This is a genomic window from Synechococcus sp. CCAP 1479/10, from assembly GCF_019038515.1.
Classification (GTDB): domain Bacteria; phylum Cyanobacteriota; class Cyanobacteriia; order PCC-6307; family Cyanobiaceae; genus Cyanobium.
Genome location: NZ_JAFKRJ010000026.1, coordinates 386,936 through 405,963 on the forward strand (window position 1 = coordinate 386,936; position 19,028 = coordinate 405,963).

Annotated in this window: 17 protein-coding genes; 8 read left to right on the top strand and 9 right to left on the bottom strand. The window is 71.6% G+C overall.

Annotated elements, in window-relative coordinates:
* Positions 1-25: 25 nt before the first annotated feature.
* Positions 26-577, bottom strand: coding sequence for a CDP-alcohol phosphatidyltransferase family protein (locus KUG39_RS10135; RefSeq protein WP_094586233.1), 552 nt, complete (start codon positions 575-577; stop codon positions 26-28).
* Between the two features lie 30 nt (positions 578-607).
* Between KUG39_RS10135 and KUG39_RS10140 the strand changes: the two genes are divergently transcribed.
* The gene (locus tag KUG39_RS10140) at positions 608-1,075 is read left to right on the top strand and encodes a CBS domain-containing protein (RefSeq protein ID WP_216914872.1); all 468 of its coding nucleotides are present in this window, start codon (positions 608-610) and stop codon (positions 1,073-1,075) included.
* Here KUG39_RS10140 and pdeM read toward each other — a convergent pair.
* Positions 1,032-1,736: a ligase-associated DNA damage response endonuclease PdeM gene (gene pdeM / locus KUG39_RS10145; protein WP_190609619.1), complete on the bottom strand. Its 705-nt coding sequence runs from the start codon at positions 1,734-1,736 to the stop codon at positions 1,032-1,034. The genes KUG39_RS10140 and pdeM overlap by 44 nt on opposite strands.
* Positions 1,737-1,827: 91 nt before the next feature.
* On the opposite strand from pdeM, the gene KUG39_RS10150 reads away from it, so the two are divergent.
* The gene (locus KUG39_RS10150) at positions 1,828-3,960 is read left to right on the top strand and encodes a 4Fe-4S binding protein (protein ID WP_216914874.1); all 2,133 of its coding nucleotides are present in this window, start codon (positions 1,828-1,830) and stop codon (positions 3,958-3,960) included.
* On the opposite strand, the gene KUG39_RS10155 is transcribed toward KUG39_RS10150, so the two are convergent.
* The 4 genes from KUG39_RS10155 to KUG39_RS10170 all read right to left on the bottom strand — a co-directional run bounded on the left by KUG39_RS10155 (position 3,957) and on the right by KUG39_RS10170 (position 7,396).
* Positions 3,957-4,598 (bottom strand): gamma-glutamylcyclotransferase family protein, encoded by a 642-nt coding sequence (locus KUG39_RS10155; protein WP_353617372.1) that lies wholly within the window; start codon positions 4,596-4,598, stop codon positions 3,957-3,959. The two genes, KUG39_RS10150 and KUG39_RS10155, sit on opposite strands and share 4 nt — an antisense overlap.
* A 145-nt stretch (positions 4,599-4,743) precedes the next feature.
* On the bottom strand, positions 4,744-5,577 hold the full coding sequence (locus KUG39_RS10160) for a PhzF family phenazine biosynthesis protein (protein ID WP_216914876.1): 834 nt from the start codon (positions 5,575-5,577) through the stop codon (positions 4,744-4,746).
* A gap of 24 nt (positions 5,578-5,601) precedes the next feature.
* Entirely contained in the window at positions 5,602-6,576 is a 975-nt protein-coding gene (locus KUG39_RS10165; RefSeq protein WP_216914878.1) for a magnesium transporter, read from the bottom strand.
* 10 nt (positions 6,577-6,586) lie between these two features.
* The gene (locus KUG39_RS10170; protein WP_216914880.1) at positions 6,587-7,396 is read right to left on the bottom strand and encodes an NYN domain-containing protein; all 810 of its coding nucleotides are present in this window, start codon (positions 7,394-7,396) and stop codon (positions 6,587-6,589) included.
* Positions 7,397-7,492: 96 nt separating this feature from the next.
* Between KUG39_RS10170 and KUG39_RS10175 the strand changes: the two genes are divergently transcribed.
* Together KUG39_RS10175 and KUG39_RS10180 are read left to right on the top strand one after the other, a co-directional pair.
* A complete protein-coding gene (locus KUG39_RS10175) occupies positions 7,493-8,530 on the top strand; it encodes an esterase-like activity of phytase family protein (protein ID WP_216914882.1) in 1,038 nt (345 codons plus the stop codon).
* Positions 8,527-10,749 (top strand): PhoX family protein, encoded by a 2,223-nt coding sequence (locus KUG39_RS10180; protein ID WP_216914884.1) that lies wholly within the window; start codon positions 8,527-8,529, stop codon positions 10,747-10,749. The genes KUG39_RS10175 and KUG39_RS10180 overlap by 4 nt, the downstream gene beginning before the upstream one ends.
* Here the strand turns inward: KUG39_RS10180 and KUG39_RS10185 are convergent.
* Positions 10,713-11,477 (bottom strand): coiled-coil domain-containing protein, encoded by a 765-nt coding sequence (locus tag KUG39_RS10185; protein WP_190609628.1) that lies wholly within the window; start codon positions 11,475-11,477, stop codon positions 10,713-10,715. The two genes, KUG39_RS10180 and KUG39_RS10185, sit on opposite strands and share 37 nt — an antisense overlap.
* Positions 11,477-13,177, bottom strand: a complete 1,701-nt coding sequence (locus tag KUG39_RS10190; protein WP_216914886.1) for a VWA domain-containing protein — start codon at positions 13,175-13,177, stop codon at positions 11,477-11,479. The genes KUG39_RS10185 and KUG39_RS10190 overlap by 1 nt, the downstream gene beginning before the upstream one ends.
* Before the next feature lie 92 nt (positions 13,178-13,269).
* On the opposite strand from KUG39_RS10190, the gene KUG39_RS10195 reads away from it, so the two are divergent.
* The 4 genes from KUG39_RS10195 to KUG39_RS10210 all read left to right on the top strand — a co-directional run bounded on the left by KUG39_RS10195 (position 13,270) and on the right by KUG39_RS10210 (position 17,105).
* Positions 13,270-14,286 carry a substrate-binding domain-containing protein gene (locus KUG39_RS10195; protein ID WP_216914888.1) on the top strand — a complete coding sequence of 339 codons (1,017 nt, stop codon included), beginning with the start codon at positions 13,270-13,272 and terminating at the stop codon, positions 14,284-14,286.
* 230 nt (positions 14,287-14,516) lie between these two features.
* On the top strand, positions 14,517-15,632 hold the full coding sequence (locus KUG39_RS10200) for a UDP-2,3-diacylglucosamine diphosphatase (RefSeq protein WP_216914890.1): 1,116 nt from the start codon (positions 14,517-14,519) through the stop codon (positions 15,630-15,632).
* A gap of 100 nt (positions 15,633-15,732) precedes the next feature.
* The gene (locus KUG39_RS10205) at positions 15,733-16,854 is read left to right on the top strand and encodes a glycosyltransferase family protein (RefSeq protein ID WP_216914892.1); all 1,122 of its coding nucleotides are present in this window, start codon (positions 15,733-15,735) and stop codon (positions 16,852-16,854) included.
* 2 nt (positions 16,855-16,856) lie between these two features.
* Positions 16,857-17,105, top strand: a complete 249-nt coding sequence (locus KUG39_RS10210; protein WP_286193093.1) for a FeoA family protein — start codon at positions 16,857-16,859, stop codon at positions 17,103-17,105.
* Positions 17,106-17,110: 5 nt separating this feature from the next.
* On the opposite strand, the gene feoB is transcribed toward KUG39_RS10210, so the two are convergent.
* Positions 17,111-19,018: a ferrous iron transport protein B gene (gene feoB / locus KUG39_RS10215; RefSeq protein ID WP_216914894.1), complete on the bottom strand. Its 1,908-nt coding sequence runs from the start codon at positions 19,016-19,018 to the stop codon at positions 17,111-17,113.
* Positions 19,019-19,028 lie beyond the last annotated feature (10 nt).

A 19,028-nucleotide genomic window follows, 5' to 3' on the forward strand; every position in this document is an offset into this window, starting at 1 on the left:
GTGGAAAGCCCATCCCCACAGGCTTTCAGACCCGCTGACCCGCCCGCAGGTACCCCAGGGCCGAGCTGAGCGCCAGCAGCAGCGACGGCCAGAACAGCCACCAGCCTGCGGCCTGCAGGGCGGCCACCAGCCCGGCCCCCTGACCCAGGCCCCAGGCCGGCGGCCAGAGCAGCAGCAGCAGGGAGAGGAACTGCAGGATCGTCTTGGCCTTGCCCCCCAGCGAGGCGGGACCGCCGCTGCCCTGGCCGGCCCGCCAACCGGAGATCAGCAGCTCCCGGGCCAGCAGCAGCCACACCGCCCACAGCGGCAGGCCGCCGGTATGGGCCAGCCAGAGCAGCGGGGCGCTGATCAGGATCTTGTCGGTGAGCGGATCGAGCCGTGCCCCCCACACCGACCCACCGCCGGCACGGCGGGCCAGGGCGCCATCGGCCCAGTCGCTCAGGCCGCCCAGCAGCAGCAGCACCCAGGCCAGGGCGGGCCGTCCGCCGGCCAGGGCCAGCAGCAGGGGCAACCCCAGCACGGCCCGGGCAAGAGTCAGCAGATCGGCGAGGCGTCGCAGGGGAGGGGTCCCGTTCACCAGCAGAATGCCATCACCGAGGAGATCCGCATGGTCGTCGAGCGCAGCGTGGCCGAGGTGATGACCAGCCCCGTGCTGAGTGTCACCACCACCACCCCCCTGCAGGAGGCCGTGCAGCTGATGAGCGACCACCACGTCAGCGGCCTGCCGGTGCTCGATGAGCTCGGAGCCCTGGTGGGGGAACTCAGCGAGCAGGACCTGATGGTGCGCGAGAGCGGCTTCGATGCCGGCCCCTACGTGATGCTGCTCGATGCCGTGATTTATCTGCGCAACCCGCTCGACTGGGACAAGCAGGTGCACCAGGTGCTGGGCAGCACCGTGGGCGATGTGATGGGCTCCAAACCCCACAGCTGCCCCGCCACCACCACCCTTCCGGCGGCTGCCCGCCTGCTGCACGACCGGGGCACCCAGCGGCTGTTCGTGCTCGACGACCAGGAGGCCCTGGTGGGGGTGCTCACCCGTGGCGATGTGGTGCGGGCCCTGGCCGCCGAGGGCTGACGCCGGAGCGGCGGGACGTCCCGGTCCACGGGACCACGGCCCCGTCGGCCAGCAGCCAGAGCCTTTCGCCGTCCGGGCAGGGGTGGCCGCCGGTGAGAGCACCGAAGGCGGGCAGGACCAGCTGCTCGGCCGCTGGGTCGTAGGCGAAGCAGGGCAGGCGCAGCCGGTCGGCGCCCCCGCCCACCAGGGCCACGGGGTGGCGGTGGCCGCAGAGGTTGAGGTGTCCGGGGCGGGGCTCGGGGGCGTGGCTCAGCCACAGGGGGCCGAGGGCCAGGGACGGCTCCTGCTCCAGCCCCTCGAGCCAGCAGCCCCGCTCGTGGTTGCCACCGACCAGCCGCAGCGGACAGCCCAGAAGCTCCGGCAGGGCCCGCAGCTTCTGGCGCAGGTCAGCGGTCAGGCCCAGCCGGCTGTGGATCAGATCCCCCAGCACCAGCACCTGGGCGGGCCCGAGGCCATGGGCCACCGCCAGCAGGGTGTTGAGGGTGGCCCCGTCGCCGTCGCTGGGGAGCGGGATGCCCTGGCTCTGGAAGCTCTCCGCCTTGCCCAGGTGCAGATCCGCCACCAACAGCAGCCCCTGCTGGGGATCCCAGACGGCCCGCTGGCCCAGCAGCAGCAGCCGGTGACCCCGCCACAGAAACTCAGCCGAACCCGACACGTTCATGCAGAAACCATCAGGCTGACGAGGGGAGCGGAGGCGGCGCGCAGGCCAGCCCATCTTCTCCGACGAGAATCAAGTCAGCACGAGGTCAGCGATGACGTCCAGCCCGCCGGAGGCCACCCCCGACCCGAGGGCCTGCCTGCTGCGGCTGGCCCCTTACCTGCTGGGCCGGACCCGCCGCGGGGTGGTCGGCAGCAGCCGCTATGCCCAGAAGCTGCGGGACGCCATCCGCGCCGCCTCCGCCGACACCAGCGGCCGGGCGGTGCTGATCAGCGGCGAGCCCGGCCTGGAGAAGGACAACCTCGCCTCCCTGATCCACTTCGGCTCCTCGGCCCGCAAGCAGCTGCTGGTGCGGATCAACTGCGCCCAGCTCCGCCCCGACGGCGCCGAGCTGTTCGGGGCCCCCACCGGCGGCGTGGCCCTGATCGACTGCCTCGGTACCGGCGGGCTGCTGCTCGACCAGATTGACCGGGCCGACCCCGCCCTGCGGCCCGCCCTGCTGGAACTGGCCCGCAGCGGCCGCTGGCGCTCGCCGGACACCGCCCATACCGAGCACGTCTTCGCCGGCCGGGTGTTCCTCACCGCCGAGACGAGCGAACCCGATTTCGACACGATCTGCTGCCACATCCGGGTGCCGCCGCTGCGGGTGCGACGTCAGGACCTGGGCGAATGGCTGCGTTACGGGGTGCGCCAGAAGGCCCTCAGCCTCGGCTGGAGCCGGCCGCCGGCCGTGGGGGAGGGGCTGGTGAAGCGCCTCCAGACCTACGACTTCCCCGGCAATGTGCGGGAGCTGCTGGAGCTGATCGAGCGGGCCCTGCGCCAGTGCAGCGGTGCCAACCCGGAGGAGCTGCCGGAGGACGTGTTCTGGACCCTGCGGCGGCCCCAGCGGGCCCGCTTCGATCTCTGGCGCTGGAAGCCGCAGATGCGGGACGTGATGCGCTCGCCCCTGCTCTGGAACGCCCTTCTCTACGGGGTGGTGAGCTGGGTGTTCGTGCTGGTGAACCTCTGGCTCTGGTGGGGGCCCCAGGACCGCGCCCACAACGGCGACCTCAACCTCTTCTGGGCCTGGTGGTGGCCCCTGATCCTGCTGGGCTACCCCCTGGTGGGCCGCCTGTGGTGCTCCTTCTGCCCGTTCATGGTCTGGGGGGAGATCGTCCAGCGGCTGGCGACGCGGCTGGGCTGGCAGCCGGCCCGCTGGCCCCGGGGCGACACGGACCGATGGGCGGCGCCCCTGCTGGCGGCCGGCTTCGCGGCGATCCTGCTGTGGGAGGAGCTGGGTGATCTTCGCAACAGCGCCCGGCAGAGCAGCGCCCTGCTCCTGCTGATCACCGCCGGGGCCGTGGTCGGCTCGCTGCGCTTCGAGAAGCGCTTCTGGTGCCGTCACCTCTGCCCCGTGGGGGGCATGAACGGCCTGTTCGCCAAGCTGGCGATCAGCGAGCTGCGGGCGGAGGCGGGCACCTGCAGCGGCAGCTGCAGCAGCTACGCCTGCTTCAAGGGGGGGCCGGCGGAAGGGGAGGGCCTGGCCACCGCCGGCTGCCCCCTGGGCACCCATCCGGCCCACCTGAGCGACAACCGCAACTGCGTGCTCTGCCTCACCTGCGCCCAGGCCTGCCCGCACCGATCGGTGCAGCTGCGTCTGCGGCCCCCCGCCGCAGACCTGCAGCGCGACATGGCACCCCCGGCCGGGGAGGCGGGCCTGATCCTGGTGCTGGCCGGCGGCGTCTGCCTGCGGCACGCCGAGCGGCTGCTGGGCTGGCTGCCCCTGGCTCCGGACGCCCTGGAGCAGGGACCCCTGCTGGCGCGCCTGGCCTTCGCCGCCCTGGCGCTGGCCCTGCCGGCGGGGCTGTGGCTGCTGCTGCGGCCCCTGGTGGCGGGGCTGCGACCCGCCAGCCCCAGCTGGCTGCTGCTCTACGCCCTGCTGCCCCTGCTCTGGGCCCTGCTGCTGGCCCAGCACCTGCCCATGGGGATGGCGGAGGGGGGGCTGCTGCTGCCGGTGAGCGCCGAGACCCTCTGGCCGGCCCTGGCCGCCCGGCTGCCGAGCTGGAGCGCCGATGCCCACGTGATCGCCTTCTGCCAGAGCCTGGCGGTGCTGGTGGGGGTGGGTGGATCCCTGCTGATGCTGCGGCGCCTGCTGCCGCTGGCCGTCTGGAGCGGCCCGTCCCTGGCCCTGGGCGGGCTGGTGGTGGCCCTGGGCACGGGGGGGCGCTGGCTGGTGGCCGGCGGCTAACGCCCGCAGACCCGCTGCAGGTCGCTGTCGCTGTAGAGCGCCACGGGCGCCTCGGGCGGGCTCTCCTGCAGCCGTTGCTTCTTGGTGAGGTAGTGGGCAGCGCCGAGGCTGTTGCCCAGCAGCACCCGAGCGCTGCCATGGCTGCCGCGCCAGGCGTTGCAAGTGGAGAGGGTATCGAAGGCCAGGGCGGCGGGGGGAAGGGCGGTCGCCAGCATCGCGGCCCCGCCCAGGGCAAGCACCACGGCCAGGCCCATCTGGCTGCGGCGCACGGCCGCTCCCGGCGCCGGACCCCGCCAGCAGCCATCGGCGATGGCGGAGACGTGGCGCACCTGGTGGGGCCGCCCCAGGTAGACCCAGGCGTGGCGGCCATCGGCCAGGGGCAGGGGCCGGCGGTCGTAGAGGCGGGGGTAGCCCTCCAGCCGATCCAGCCGGGCCAGGCCGGCGGCATCCACCCCGTACACCTCACCGCGCACCACCCCCTCGCCGGGCACGGCCATCGGAAAGGGGCCCAGGTCGTGGAGCACCACGTCCGGCAGCACCGCTTCCCCGAGGAAGGGCGCATCTCCGAGCCAGTGGTGGTTGCCGTGGCCGCGCTTGAGCGTGCCGTAGACGAAGACCAGCTCGGGACTGCTGTGCACGGCTCGGGCCAGGGCTGGGGTGCCTGTGGCCATAATGCGACGGACATGCACCCGTTTCCATGACGATCGCCCTGCTGGTGGCGCTGCTGGGTTCCCTGGTGCTGATGGGCTGGATCGTGAAGCGCCTGGAAAAGGCCTCCTGAGCTCAGGCCTCCAGGCGGCGCACCTGGCCCGCCACCCGGATCGAGCCCCCCGGCTCCGCCGGGATTCCGGCACCCAGCATGGAGCGGCAGCCCATGTCCTCCCCCTGCAGCATCTCGATGCTGCCGCCGTGGGGCCAGCCCAGGCTCTGCAGATAACCCGCCAGGGCCGCGGTGGCCGAGCCCGTGGCCGGATCCTCATAGACGCCGCAGCCGGCGGCCGCATTGCGGCTGTGGAACACCCGGGGGACTTGGGCCCACACCAGCAGCAGCGTCAGCAGCCCCGCCTCCGCCATCAGCCGGGCCCCGTCCTCCATGGCGTAGCGCATGGCGGCCAGGTCCTCGCGGCGGCGCAGGGCCAGCAGCAGGTGGTCGGCACCGCCGTGGACGATGGCGGCGGGCAGGGCCGGATCCAGGTCGCCGGGTGCGTAGCCGAGCAGTTTGAGGGCGGCCCCGAGGAGATCGGGCGCCACGGGGCGCTGGTGGGTGGGGGGTGACTGCAGGGCGGCGCTCCAGCGCTCCCCCTGCCGGTGCCCCTCCACCGTGATCGCGGCCTGGTTCAGCGTGAGCGGGAACACCCCATCACCGCAGCGCTCGGCCAGGGCGGCCCCGAGGGCGACGGTGGCGTGGCCGCAGAAAGGCACCTCAACGGTCGGGGAGAAGTAGCGCACCCGCCAGCCGTCCCCCTGCGGAGCGGCGAAGACCGTTTCCGAGTAGCCCACCTCGGCGGCGATCCGCTGCATCTCGTTGTCCGCGGGCAGCCACTCAGCGATCACCACGCCAGCCGGGTTGCCGCCCCGGTCCCCGTCACTGAAGGCCGCCAGGCGCTGCAGGGTCATGGCTGGGGCAGGGCCGCATCGGTCTCAGAGCAGTCTGCTGGCCAGGCCGAAGTAGAGGGCGATGGAGGTGATGTCGGCCACCGCCAGGGTGAGCGGGCCGGAGGCGATCTTGGGATCGATCCGCAGGGCATGGAAAAGGGCCGGGATGGTCAGGCCGTAGAAGCAGGCGGCCGCCACGCTGAGCACGATCGCGATCGCCACGATCAGGGCCGCCGGCCCCGCCCCGAGCCACAGCACCAGCACCAGGGCCACCAGGGCCGCGCAGCAGACCCCCAGCAGCAGGGCGGTGGCCAGCTCCCGCCGCAGGCTGGCCCGGTACCAGCGCCAGGTGGGTGGCGAGAGCTGCAGCGCCTGGATCGACACCGTCATGCTCTGGATGCTGACGCTCTCCCCGAGGGCCAGCACCAGGGTGAGGAAGAAGGCCAGGGCGATGCTGCTGGCCAGGGTCTGCTGGAAGACGCTCACCAGCACGGCGCAGGCCAGGCCGCTGGCGATGGTGGCCAGCAGCCAGGGGAAGCGGAACCGGAAGGCCCGCAGGGGGGAGGCTCCCCGCACCTGGGAGACGCGAAAGCCGAGGGCCTCGAACAGGGCCGCCGCCTGGGCCGGCTGGTCGGGCAGGAAGTCCTCCTCGCTGAACATCGTCACGTCCACCACCCCCACCACCCGCTGCCGGTCGTCCACCACCGGCAGGGCCAGGAAGCGGTGATCGGCGAAGGCCTCGTGGGCCTCAAGGATGGTGGCGTGCTCCGGGATGGTCACCGGATGGCGCACCATCAGGGCCGTCACGGGGGTGTCCTCGGCGGCGGACAGCAGGCGCCGCAGGGGCAGCACGCCGATCAGGCGCTGCTCGGCATCCAGCACGTAGAAGTAGACGATCCGCTCGGCGATCTCACAGCCCCGCAGGCTGGCGAGCGCCTCCGCCACGGTCTGGCGGCCGTCCAGGCAGGCCACCGCCCGCCGGGCGATGCTGGTGATCGGCTGGTGCAGGGTGTCGAGCAAGGGGGAGGCCTCAGTCGTCCTCGCGGGCCCGCACGTAGACGATCCTGCGGTTGCCGCTCGGGGCCTCCCGCTCCTCCATCACGAACAGGGAGGGGCAGCCACGCACCAGGTCGGAGAGCTTGCGGAAGCCATAGAGGCGGGTGTCGAAGTCAGGCTGGATCTTCTGCAGGTAGCTGCCGAAGGTGCCCAGCTGGGTCCAGCCCGATTCGTCCACCGAGCGATCCAGCGCCTCCATCAGGAAGTCGGCCGGGATGACCGGATGGGCGCTGACGGGGGGGTCGGCATCCCGGGGCCGGAGGGCCTCCCCGACCTCGGCGCCCGCGTCCCCCTGGCGGGAGGCGGTGCGCAGCACCTCGGTGAACAGGAACTTGTGGCAGGCATTGCGGAAGGCCGCCGGGGTCTTCTCCTCGCCGAAGCCATACACCAGCAGCCCCTCCTCCCTCAGACGCACCGCCAGGCCGGTGAAATCGCTGTCGCTGGTGACCAGGCAGAAGCCATCGAAGCGCCGGGTGTAGAGCAGATCCATCGCATCGATGATCATCGTGCTGTCGGTGGCGTTCTTCCCCACGGTGTAGGCGAACTGCTGCATCGGCTTGATCGAGAACTTGTTCAGCAGCGCCTTCCAGGAGGCGCTCTGGCTGGAGGTGAAATCGCCGTAGATGCGCCGCACGATCGCCTCACCGAAGCGGGCCACCTCCTCCAGCACCGCCTCGATCACGGCCGCCCGGGCGTTGTCGGCGTCGATCAGCACCGCCAGGCGCCGGCCCGACTCTTCCGCGAGACCGCCTGCCGGCGGCTGGACACCCGATGGGGATCGCATCACACATCCCCCGGAGCTGCCTTGACCCTACCCGCCCCGAACCCGGGTGTCCCGGGATGCCGCCGCCGCCGCTCCGGCGACGGGAGAATTCCAGCCATGGTCGTGCCCCTGATCGCCACCTCCCCGCCAGCTCCCCCGCCGCCGCCCCTGCTGCCCTGCCCGGCCGAGGCGGGCTGGGAACTGGTGGCGGGGGCCCGCCTGCCGCGCCGCGGGGCGGAGGGAGAGCCCCTGGGCGGCTACTCCGCCGCCAGCTACCGCAGCGAGAGCGATGTCCTGCTGCTGCTCAGCGATGCCCCCCGGGGCCGGGTGGACGCCTGGAGCGGCGTGCGGCAGCTGGGGCGGGTGCCGCTGCGGCCCCTGTTCCAGCTGGAGCTGAAGGGATCGCCCCAGGCCCCGCTGCCGGCGGAGATCGACGCCGAAGGGCTGGTGGTGCTCGGCGAGCGGCTCTGGATGGCCAGCGAGGGGCGCCGCAGCGTCGCCCGGCCGGCCCAGCTGCTGGCCTTCGAGCGAAGCAGCGGCCAGCTGCAGCGCGCCAACCCCCTGCCCGCCGACTGGCAACCGGCCCCGGGGCGCGGCCTCGAAGCCAACCAGGGCCCCGAGTCCCTGGCCCTGCTGCGCCGTCCGGGGCGGACGGACGTGCTGCTGATGGCCGCTGAATCCCCCCTGAAGCAGGACCCCCCCGCCCAGGTGCGGCTGCTGGGCTGGTCGCTGGAGCCCACCGGGCCGAAGCCCCGCCCCCTGGCCCGGCTGGCCATCCCCGCCGGCGAGGGCTGGGGAGTCACCGATCTGCTGGTGATCGATGGCTCCGGCCCGTCGCCGGGCCTGCTGGCCCTGCTGCGGCGCTTCCAGGCCCCCGCCCGCTGGCAGGTGCTTCTGGCCCACTACCCGCTGCCTGGGGAAGGGGCCGATGCCAAGGCCGATCCCGAGGCGGTGCTGGAGCCGATCCACCAGTGGGATCTGATCGCGGCCGGCCTGCCTCCCGACAACTGGGAGGCCCTGACCCCGGGGCCTGTCCGGGCCGATGGCCGCCCCACCCTGCTGCTGGCCTCGGACGACAACTTCAGCGCCCTCCAGGACAACCACCTGGCCCTGCTGGCCCCGCGCCGCAGCCAACCCTGCCCCCCGCAGCGATGAACCGACGCGACCTGCTCTCCCTGCTCGGGATCGGCGCCTGCTCCTTCGCCGGCGTCGTCCTGCCCCCGGCAGCCCCCGGGAGGGCGGCCGGCCCGAAGGCCGGGGCCGCCCCTACGCCGGCTTCCCCCTTCCCGACGGTGCCCACCCCCCTGCCGGTGCCCAGCGACGGGCTCGACGCGGCGGAGCAGCGCCGCCGTTACGCCCGCATCGAAGTGGAGGACCGGCTGGTGCTGCCGGACGGCTTCCGGGCCGATCTACTGGCGGTGTGGGGGGATCCGCTGGCCGACGGCCGCTTCGGCTACAACAACGACCACCTCTCCTTCCTGTCGCTGGCCCCGGACCGGGCCCTGCTGACGGTGAACTTCGAGTACATCAGCGCCCGGGCCTGGCGGCAGGGCTACGCCGAGGCGGTGGGCGGCGAGGTGCCGTTCGACGCCGTGATCGAAGCCCTGGCGCCCCGGGGCGGCCGGGTGGATGCCGCCAGCCTGGCGGCGGACGACCCGCTGCTGGCGACCATCCGCCAGCTGGCGGAAGCCGCCATGGCCGACCTGGGGGTGGGCGTGATCGAACTGGAGCGGCAGCCGGACGGCCCCTGGCGGCGCCGGCCCGGCCGCTTCGATCGCCGCATCACCGGCCTCAGCGGCTGGCGCGACCCCGCCCGGCGCCTGCGCACCTCCGGGCCGGCGGCGGCCGTGTTCCGGCGCCGCCAGCGGCTCGGCTATGACGACGGGCTGGGGGACGCGATCATCGGCAGCTTCGCCAACTGCGCCGGCGGCGAGACCCCCTGGGGCACGGTGCTCAGCGCCGAGGAGAACATGCAGAGCCAGGTGGCCGAGGCCGTCCACGCCGACGGCTCCTCCGTCTCCCCCGCCGCCCGCCCCTTCGCCTATGACGGCCAGCGCCTCGACGGCCTCGGCAACCCCTTCGGCCTGGCGGGCAACAAGTACGGCTGGATGGTGGAACTCGACCCGCGCCGGCCCGAACGCCCCGCCGTGAAGCACAGCTGGCTGGGCCGCTTCCGCCACGAGGCGGTGGCCGTGAAGGCCGTCGCCGGCCAGCCCCTGATCGTTTATTCCGGCTGCGACCGCCACGGCGGCCACCTCTACCGCTTCGTCAGCGACGCGCGGATCCGCGATCCGGCCGACCCGGCCAACTCGGAGCTGTTCAGCGCCGGCCGGCTCGAGGTGGCCCGCTTCGATCCGCCCAGCTCCAAGGGCGGCGGGGGCCGGGGGCGCTGGCTGCCCCTGGAGCCCAGCACCCCGGTGGCGCCGCTGGGCCCAGGCCATTTCGCCCGCTTCGGGGTGGAGCAGGCGGTGCTGCTGCCCCACAGCGACCGCCGCAGGCCCGGGGCCGAAGCCTTCGCCAGCGACGCGGCCGTGGCGGCCTACCGGCGCCGCTTCGCCACCCTGGCCGACCTCTACCCCGGCGAGGGGGAGGAGCGGATGGGGGCGATCCTGATCGATGCCCACCTGGCCGCCTGTGCCATCGGCGCCACCCCCGCGGCCCGGCCCGAGGACACGGTGATCGATCCGCTCAGCGGCGACCTGCTGATCGCCTTCACCGCCGGCGGCGGCAGCGACGACGGCCGGGCTGACCCGGCCATCTTCCACGGGCCCAAAGGTCAGGCCACCTGGCCCTACGGCTGGATCATGGGCCTGGCCGACGACGGTGCGGCCCGGGGCGGATCCTTCCGCTGGCGGATGGTGGCCACCGGCGGGGCCCCGTGGCAGGGGGGGATGGGCTTCGCCAATCCCGACAACCTCGCCATCGACCGGCAGGGGACCATCTGGATGGTGACCGACCGCTCAACCAGATCAGCCGATCTCGATCTGTTCGGCAACAACAGCTGCTGGGTGCTGCCCAGCCGTGGCCCCCATGCCGGGGAGGCCTTCTGCTTCGCCACCGGACCGATGGAGTGCGAGCTCACCGGGCCCTGCTTCGACGACGGCGAATCCACCCTGTTCCTGGCGGTGCAGCACCCGGGCGAAGACAACGGCACCCGCCCTTCTGCGGAGGCCCGTGAGGCCCAGGCCCACCGGCTGGTGGACCGCTCCGGTCGCCCCTTCGAGCAGCTGCGCTGGGTGCCCCTGGGCTCCAACTGGCCCTCCGGCGTTCCCGGCCGGGCCCCCCGCCCCGGGGTGGTGGCGATCCGCCGGCTCGCCGGCGGGCCGCTGCTGGCGGATCAGGCGGTGCCGGCGTCGAGGGAGCGCTCGATCTGATCGATGGCCTCATCGAGCGGCTCGATCGCCGTCGCCATGGCGGCGTCGCTGGCCTCGGTGCTGGGCCACTGGTGATCGATCTGGCGGCGCAGCTGCTGCAGGCCGCCGTCGATGGCCTCCAGCCGGGTGCCCAGGGCCAGCAGCCGGGCCTCCCGTTCATCCATCCCCTGGCGCGCCGCATGCAGGTTGCGGCGCAGCTGGTCGATCAGCCGCCGGCGCTCGTGGCGCAGGGGCCCCTCCGCCTCCCGCTGCAGGGCCTTCTCCTCCCGCGCCAGGCGGCGCGCCAGGTCCTCCGGATCGAGGCGCTGCCCGCCGCCGGATTCCAGCAGCGGCCGCCGTTCCCGCAGCCGCTCCGGCAGCTGCTGCAGCCGCTCACAGCAGAGCTGGACGCTGCCCAGGGCCTCCAGATGCCCTGGATCCGTGAAGCGGGCCACGGCCTCCTCCCGCAACGCCAGCGCCGTCACCGCCAGGCCACCGGCCCGCTCCAGGGCCTCCTCCAGTCCCGCATCGAGGCGCTGGTCATGGAGCCGCTGGCTGCGGCTGCGCCGTCCGGCCGCCCCCAGACGGGAGAGCAGGGCCGCGCAGGCAACGCTCAGCCCGACCGCCGCCGCAAGGGCCACAGGAAGGCCCACCCCGCCGGCGCGCACCAGCAGCACCAGGCCCAGGCCGCCGGCCGCGACCGCCAGGGGATGGTCGAGGGGGTTGGACCAGCCGGACGCCACCGCCATCAGAACGCCATCTGCAGATCTTCCATGCGGCGCCGGATGCTGTCCGCCGTGCCGGTGGTGAAGTCGCCGCCATTGCTTTCGGCGATGCGGCGCAGCACGTCGGCGTCGAAATCCCCCTGGTTGCCGTAGCCCATCGTGAACACACCGATGCGCTCATCGCTGGCGAAGCCGCTGCGCTTCAGCTCACCGCCCAGCCCCTCGAGGGAAAGCCGCGAGCCGTTGTCCTGGCCATCGGTGAGCACCACCACCGCCAGGATCTCTCCGGGGCGCCGGGTGGAGCGCAGCCAGTCGCGACCCTGGCGGATGGCGTCGTAGAGGACGGTGCCGCCCTCCGCGTCCAGGGAGGCGATGAAGCGCCCCGCCGGCTCACCACCCGTATTGCCACCGGTCACCACCACCGGCGGCCGCAGCCGGTTGTCGAAGTCGAACAGGCCCACGGTGTCCCGCGGACCGATCTGGGCCAGGTACGCCTGCAGGGAGCGTTGGGCCGCCGGCAGCTTCTCCCCCTTCATCGAACCGGAGCTGTCCACCACCAGGGCCACCCGGGAGGGCTTCTTGGCCTGGTTGCGCCAGAGGGTGATGATCGCCTCCACCACCACCGGTTTCGGGGCCCGCAGCGAGTCGTACACAGCCCGGGGGTCGGCGCCGTAGGCCGCCGTGACGCGGCTGGGGGGCACCGCCGGGTTGGCCGGCCGCAGACCCTGGTCGGCCGCCAGGCGCTGCACGTCCTCGCGCTGGAGGCGCTCGATGAGCAGCTGGGCCGCCTGCTTTTCCTGCGGCGACACCCAGGGGGCCTCCGGGAGGATGGCCCGCATCGTGCTGGCGTAGGTGGCCCTCGGGTACACCGCCTGGAGGGGCTCCTGGTCGCCCTGGCGGGAGGCGTTCACCGCCACCACCGACGACTCGTAGACCGACCCCACCGAGGCCCAGAAGGGACCGTTGCGCTGCATGGCCCGGGCGAGTTCGTCGGTGGAGCTGCCGTAGCGGGTCACGTGCCGCTGGATCGCCGCCACCTGGTCGCCGTGGGCCTGCACATCGACGAGGGTGAGGGCTTCGGGCCGCTTGCCGGCCACCTCGGCCACCATCGCCACCAGGGTCTGGAGGCCCGAGTTGGAGCGGGTCGGGGCGGTGTGGACGAAGCGGATCGGCTGGGAGGGACCGGCCGGATCCAGCTGGCGGTGGTCGCTGCTGCGGGCCAGGGCGATGAAAGGATCGGGACGGTCGAGACCCTTCGCCAGGGCCGGGGGGGTCATGAACACCATCGGGCTGGAGGCCAGGGCCGGCGCATCGGCCGGCGCCGGGATCAGCTCCCGGGTGGGGGCCAGGCGCTGCAGGCGGTGCCGCAGCAGGTCGAGATAGATCTCGCCATCCACCGACAGCAAGGTGGGGATGCGCGGGTCATCGGCCGCCTGGCCGCCCTGGAGCACGCCCCGGGCGTGGCTTTCCATCTCGCTGACCACATCGCCGCTGCCGGCGGCACGGCAGCGCAGCAGCACCGGGGTGCGGTCGGCCAGCCGGGGCGGGGCCTGGGCGATGGCCTTGGCCGCCTCCTGGCAGAAGCCCTTGAGGGCGCTGCCCACCAGCATCTCCAGCTCCAGCGGCGGCGGGGCCAGGAGCTGGCAGCCGCTGATCGGCAGGGCGAGGAGCGGCAGGGCAAGGAGCGCTGTGCTGAGGCCGGCCGACCGCTGGGCCCGTGCCATGGAGCGGCGCTGAACGACGGTCCCATTCTGCTGGCAACCGTCGTGGATCCGGGCGGCGGCGAGCAGACTGCAGCGAACCCGGACCGCTCCCCTTGGCAGCGACCCTGACCCGCCGGCGCCTGCTTTCTCTGCTGATCGCCGGGGCGTCCCTGGCCCTGGCGACGGCCCCCCTTCCTGGCCTGCGGCGCCCCCTGATGGTGGCGGTGGGTTCGGAGCTGGCCGGCGCCATGACCGAACTCGAACCTCTGTTCGAACGTCGCCAGGGGGGCATCGACCTGGCCTGGAGGGTGCAGGGCTCCCAGGACATGGTCAACCGCGCCCGGGAGGAGGGCCCGGAGCGGCCGCGGGTGCTGATTCCCGCCAACCGGGATCTGCTCAGCCAGCTGGCCGCCGAGCTGCGGGCCGAAGGCGGAGCGCCGGCGTTCCTGCAGGCCCCCGTGCCCGTGGCCCGCACCCTGCTGGTGGCCGTGGCCTGGCCGGAGCGGGTCCAGAAGCTGTTCCCGGATGGGCGCTTCTCCTGGCCACTGCTGCGGCGGACCGCGGCGGCGGGGCAGTGGGGGGCCCTGGGCGCCCCCCAGAGCTGGGGCAGTTTCGATCTGCGCAGCGCCGATCCGATGCGCTCCAACTCCGGCCAGCTGACCCTGGCGCTCTGGTGCCAGGACCAGAACGGCCCCGACTGTGCCGCCGCCCTGCGCCGGGCCGTCTACCGACCGGCCCGTTCCACCGACATCCTGCTGCAGGAGTTCATCAGCGGCGGCCCCAACGAAGGTGACCTGGCGCTGGTCTACGAGGCCTCCGCCCTGGCACGCCAGGGGGAGGCCGGCCGCCTGCGGCCGGGGGGCTACCTGCTGCTGTTCCCCGACCCGACCATCGAGACGGTGCTGGCAGCCGCCGTGCTCCGGGGGGAGGCGGCCGGGCGGGCGGAGGACGGGGAGCGCTTCGTGGCTTTTCTGCTTTCGCCGGAGGGCCAGGGGGTGCTCACCCGCGTCGGGTTCCGCGGTGCCGATGGCGGCGGCGGCAGCCCGGCGGCCCGGGGCGTGAAGCGCCTGCCGCCGCCCTCGCCGGAGCAGCGGGAGGAGCTGCTGCGCCTCTGGCAACAGGCCGGCTGAACGATTCGGAGGGCACGCGACCAGCCCATCGATCACCTGAAGAGGTGCGCCACGCGACGGACGAAAAGCAACGCTATTCCTCTTGGACAGTGAGGCGGAGACGGGGCGATTCGATCCTGTTTCTTCAACCCTGTCCAGCCGGAATCGGCACGGTGTGCATGTCACCATGGCGCTGTGGGCTGGCATCCAGCACCCAAACCACCGGGCACCAGAACTCTCGCCAGAAGTCCGTGCTCAGTTGTGACGCCCTGTTCATCTCGGATCTGCATCTGGGCTCCAATCAATGCGAGGCCGGCCACCTGGCGGCCTTCCTGGAGTGCATCCGCCCGAGAACCCTGTTTCTGGTCGGCGACATCATCGATCTGCAGGCGATCCGCTTCAACGCCAATGTCGATGCGTCCTTTCTCACCGATCGGATCGACGCCCTCCTTGCCGGGGGCAGCGGAGATCCACCGGCCAGTGAGGCCCTGAAGAAGACAGGGCTGCTGCGGGCTTCCCATCGACGGGTGATCGAGCAGTTCGAGGCCCTGCAGCGTGCGGGGGTGGCGATCGTCTACATCCCCGGCAACCACGACGCCTACCTGCGCCGTCATGCCGGCCTGGAGCGGCCCGGTTTCGCCATCCGGCGCCAGGCCGTCTACCGCACCCCAGCGGGACAGCGGCTGCTGGTCCGCCACGGCGACGAGTACGACCGGCTGATCCGCTTCCACGCCGACGCCGCCGAAGGGCTGGCCCGCCTGCAGGAGCACTACAGCGCCGGCATCAACGGCCTGCTCTCCCCCTTCACCCGGCCGGCCGGCGGAGCGCTGTCGGCCGGATGGAACGCCGAGGCGATCCTGCAAAGCGCCGTGGATCTGCTGGCCAGCCACCGGGAATGGCCCATCCCGGTGAGTCGGGGCCTCAACTCCTCCGGTGGTTTCTCCCTGGCCTTCGTGCTCGAGAGTGCCCTCAAGAGCCGCACCGGCCACGACCGGCTGATCAAGCGCGGGATCGTCCGGCACCTGCAGCGGGAGCGGCACGGTCCGGAGCCCCTCGACGGGCTGATCAACGGCCACACCCACATCCCCGAAGCCACGCCGCTGGCCCTGCCGGAACCCTCCGGTGACGACCGGGGCCCCTGCCACATCACCTACTACAACACCGGCAGCTGGGCCCGCAGCCAGCGCCGGCTGGGGCGCACGGCGCTGGTGGTGGCGCACAGCGGCCGTGTCGGCATGGTGCGCTTCGACCGGCGCCGGGGCATCGAGCCCTTCCAGCCCCCCCGCTTCCCCTTCAACACCTACCCGATGCGCCCCTGCCCCGGATGCGGCCTGGGGGTGGCGCACCTGGAGACGGCTGGTTCGTGAGGTCACCGGGGTCACGGCCGATGCTCAGAACCATGTGGATCGGTTGAATCGAAACCCAGAACCTCGGTAACCTCCCATCGGCACTGGATGAGGAACGCACTTGAGAGTCGCCATCCTGGCCAATCGCGCCAACAGCTTCTACCGGCCCCTGGCGGAGGGTCTGGAGCGCATGTTCAAGGAGATCGGTGTGGAGGCCATCCTCCTGTACGACGGTCTGGAGTCGCTGCCCCGCAAGCAGTTGAGAGGGTCTGGGAAAGGGGCGAACTGGAAAGGAAAAGTGTTTCAGCTTGCCGAAGGATGTGCAGCATGGCTGAACTATCAGAGGCTTCTGCGCTGCCTCCGGACGGTTGACGTCGCCGTGATCGTGGGTCACATGCCCCGTGCCTTTTACGATCTTCTCTTTGATGACGAACGGCTCCGCCGTGACGTTCCTCGCCTGCCCATCCTTCTCTATGATCTGGTTTACCTCGGCAGCCGCAACAACTGGGTGAAGTGGATCCATGGCTGCGTGGCGAGCAAGCGCGTTCCCAAAGGCAACCACTGGGGGACCAATCGCTATGACCACCATCTCTGCATCACCGAAGTGTCCGAGTATCCCGTTTTGCCAGGTGCGGAGAGCTATTCACGCATCGGCATCAACCTGATCGATCCCTCCCTTGCCATTGAGCCCAGGGAGATCTGTGCTCTGATTGATTTCGAGCGACCCAATCATCTGCCCGAGCGGGCCATACAGATTCAGGCCTGCCTCGAGGCTGGCATCCCCTTCAAGGTGCTCCATGACAGCTATTCCATGGCAGAGATCCGTAAGATCTATAGGAGCTGCAGCCTCTATTTCATTGCACACACTGAATCATTTGGACTACCGATCTGTGAGGTGCAGGCCTGTGGTGGCGTCATCCTGACGCCCTATGCCAACTGGTGTCACGCCCACTTCTTTGAGGCACCGGAGTCCGGACAAGGTGGCCGATTACCGGAGAACTTCATCGTCTACAACAACGACAAGCAGCAGCTGGTCAGCGAGCTTGAAAGACTCAAGCGGGACTACAATGCAGAAACGGCCCTTGGAAATTTCAAACGGGACCAGCCCCACTTCCACCGGGGGAATCCCACCGAACTGGCCCGTGTCGTCGCCATGATCGGGGATGGGACGATCCATTCAACCTCCCATCAACATCATCCGACGCTGCAGCAGCTCTCCGAAGCCGTGGATGCCCGTTCCTGATCATGGCCATCGATCCGATGACCCTGAAGCAGGTGCCGGTGGGATCCCGGGTCACCATCACCTGCCTGCCCGCCCATCCGGAACTGCAACGTCGGCTGCGGGCCATGGGGGTGCGTCCCGGTGTGGAGGTGGAAGTGCTGCGCAGGGGCAGGCCAGGCGGAATTCTTCACCTGTCCAGTGGTCTGCTCGAGTTCATGCTGCGCGATGAACAGGCCGCCGACATGGAAGTGTCCCCTCTCCCGCCGCGCTGAGCCGTTCAGCGGAAGGCCAGGATGAAGGTGCCCCCCTGATAGACGATCAGGGCCATCAGCCAGGCCAGGAGCAGCGACCAGGAGAGGGACAGCAGGGCGAAGGTCCGGCTCCTGGATTCCTGGATCTGGGCCGCCACCGTTCCGAGGCAGGGGGTGTAGAGCAGCACGAACGTCATGAAGCTGAGCGACTGCAGTGGCGTGATGGCGCCGTGAATCGCTCCACCCAGACCCGCTTCGGTGGTGCCATAGATCACCGCCATTGCCCCCAGCAGGATCTCCTTGGCGATGAAGCCGAAGAACAGCGAGACGGTGAGCTCCGGGTTCATGCCGATCGGCCCCAGCAGCGGCTGGAACAGATGGCCGATCCCAGAGGCCAGGGACGGTCCCGATCCCCCGCCGGCCCCCGGAGGAAGGTGGGTGAGCAGCCAGATCGCCGCGGCTCCCACGAGGATGAACACCCGCGTGGTGACCATGAAATTCAGCATCGACGTCCAGCCACGGCGCAGGATCGTGCCGAGGCTGGGTGCCCGGTAGGGGGGCAGCTCCAGCACGAAGGCGCCATCACCCGGGAAGGCGCGCTTGAACACCAGGCCCGTGATCACGGCCGCCGCAAAACTCATCCCGTAGAAACCGAACAGCACCAGCCCAGGCGCCCACCAGGGCCTCGGGAAGAAGACGCCGGCCAGAAAGATGAACACCGTCAGCCTGGCCTGGCAGAGGGCAAAGGGAATGCACAGCATCGCCAGCAGGCGCAGGCTGCGGTCCCGGATCACCCGCGTCCCCATGATCGAGGGCACGTTGCAGCCGAACCCCATGACCTGCAGCACGAACGCCCGCCCGTCCAGCCCCAGCCAGCGCATGAAGCCGTCCATCAGAAAGGCGGCCCGCGGCAGATAGCCCGAGTCCTCGATGATGCCGATCAGCACGTAGAAGAGGAAGATCAGCGGCAGGAAGGTGGCCACCGTGCTCACCCCCAGCCAGAGGCCATCGAGCAGGAAGCTCTGCAGCCAGTCCGGCGAGCCCAACCCCTGCAGGCCCGGCTCCAGCCAGGCCTGGCGAATCCAATCGAGCCCGAAGCCGAGCAGGTCCTGGAGCGGCGTGCTGACCGCGTACAGCAGCTGGAACACCGCCAGCACGATCGCCAGGAACAGCACCACGCCCAGCACTGGATGGAGCAGCCACCGATCCGCCAGGCGGGTGCGCTGCAGCGGCAACCCCTCCGGCAGGGTCACGTGGCGGGCCACCAGCTCCTGCTGCCAGGCGTCCATGGCGGCGGGCTCCAGCGGCAGGGGCCCACCGGCCGGGGCCGCCGGCCTCGGCGCCTCCCCCCAGCGGTGCAACTGGTTGATCAGGGCGGCGATTCCCTGGTTCCGCTTGGCGCTCACCGGCAGCACCGGCAGGCCGAGGGCCTGGGACAGACCCAGGTGATCGATCGCCATGCCGTAGCGCTGGGCCTCGTCGCTCATGTTGAGCGCGGCCACCACCGGCAGTCCCAGCTGCCGCATCTGGAGGAGCAGGCGCAGCTGGCCGCTGATCTGGCTGGCGTTGAGCACCACGACCACCAGATTGGGCGGGGTGTTCTGCATGTAGCGCTGCACCACGGCCTCGTCTTCGCTGCTGCCGCTGAGGTCGTGGATGCCCGGCAGATCCACCAGCTCGTAGCGGGTGCCGTTGTGGTCGGCGGCCATGGGGCCCCTCAGCAGTTCCACCGTCAGACCCGGCCAGTTGGCGATCTGCGCATGGCCGCCGGTGAGCCGGTTGAAGAGAGTCGACTTGCCGGTATTCGGCATGCCGAGCAGGGCGAGCTGCAACCCCTGCCCATCGCCGCGGCGTCCTCCCTCCCCGGGGCCATGGCAGGAGCCAGGGCCGACCGGGCAACAGCTGGCGGTGCCCGTGCGATCAGGGACGGGCATCGACTGGGGG

Excerpts from the sequence above, each read along its gene's own strand:
- KUG39_RS10140 (WP_216914872.1), top strand. The coding sequence starts at position 608 with ATGGTCGTCGAGCGCAGCGTGGCCGAGGTGATGACCAGCCCCGTGCTG.
- pdeM (WP_190609619.1), bottom strand. The coding sequence starts at position 1,736 with ATGAACGTGTCGGGTTCGGCTGAGTTTCTGTGGCGGGGTCACCGGCTG.
- KUG39_RS10150 (WP_216914874.1), top strand. The coding sequence starts at position 1,828 with ATGACGTCCAGCCCGCCGGAGGCCACCCCCGACCCGAGGGCCTGCCTG.
- KUG39_RS10160 (WP_216914876.1), bottom strand. The coding sequence starts at position 5,577 with ATGACCCTGCAGCGCCTGGCGGCCTTCAGTGACGGGGACCGGGGCGGC.
- KUG39_RS10170 (WP_216914880.1), bottom strand. The coding sequence starts at position 7,396 with ATGCGATCCCCATCGGGTGTCCAGCCGCCGGCAGGCGGTCTCGCGGAA.
- KUG39_RS10175 (WP_216914882.1), top strand. The coding sequence starts at position 7,493 with ATGGTCGTGCCCCTGATCGCCACCTCCCCGCCAGCTCCCCCGCCGCCG.
- KUG39_RS10180 (WP_216914884.1), top strand. The coding sequence starts at position 8,527 with ATGAACCGACGCGACCTGCTCTCCCTGCTCGGGATCGGCGCCTGCTCC.
- KUG39_RS10185 (WP_190609628.1), bottom strand. The coding sequence starts at position 11,477 with ATGGCGGTGGCGTCCGGCTGGTCCAACCCCCTCGACCATCCCCTGGCG.
- KUG39_RS10190 (WP_216914886.1), bottom strand. The coding sequence starts at position 13,177 with ATGGCACGGGCCCAGCGGTCGGCCGGCCTCAGCACAGCGCTCCTTGCC.
- KUG39_RS10210 (WP_286193093.1), top strand. The coding sequence starts at position 16,857 with ATGGCCATCGATCCGATGACCCTGAAGCAGGTGCCGGTGGGATCCCGG.
- feoB (WP_216914894.1), bottom strand. The coding sequence starts at position 19,018 with ATGCCCGTCCCTGATCGCACGGGCACCGCCAGCTGTTGCCCGGTCGGC.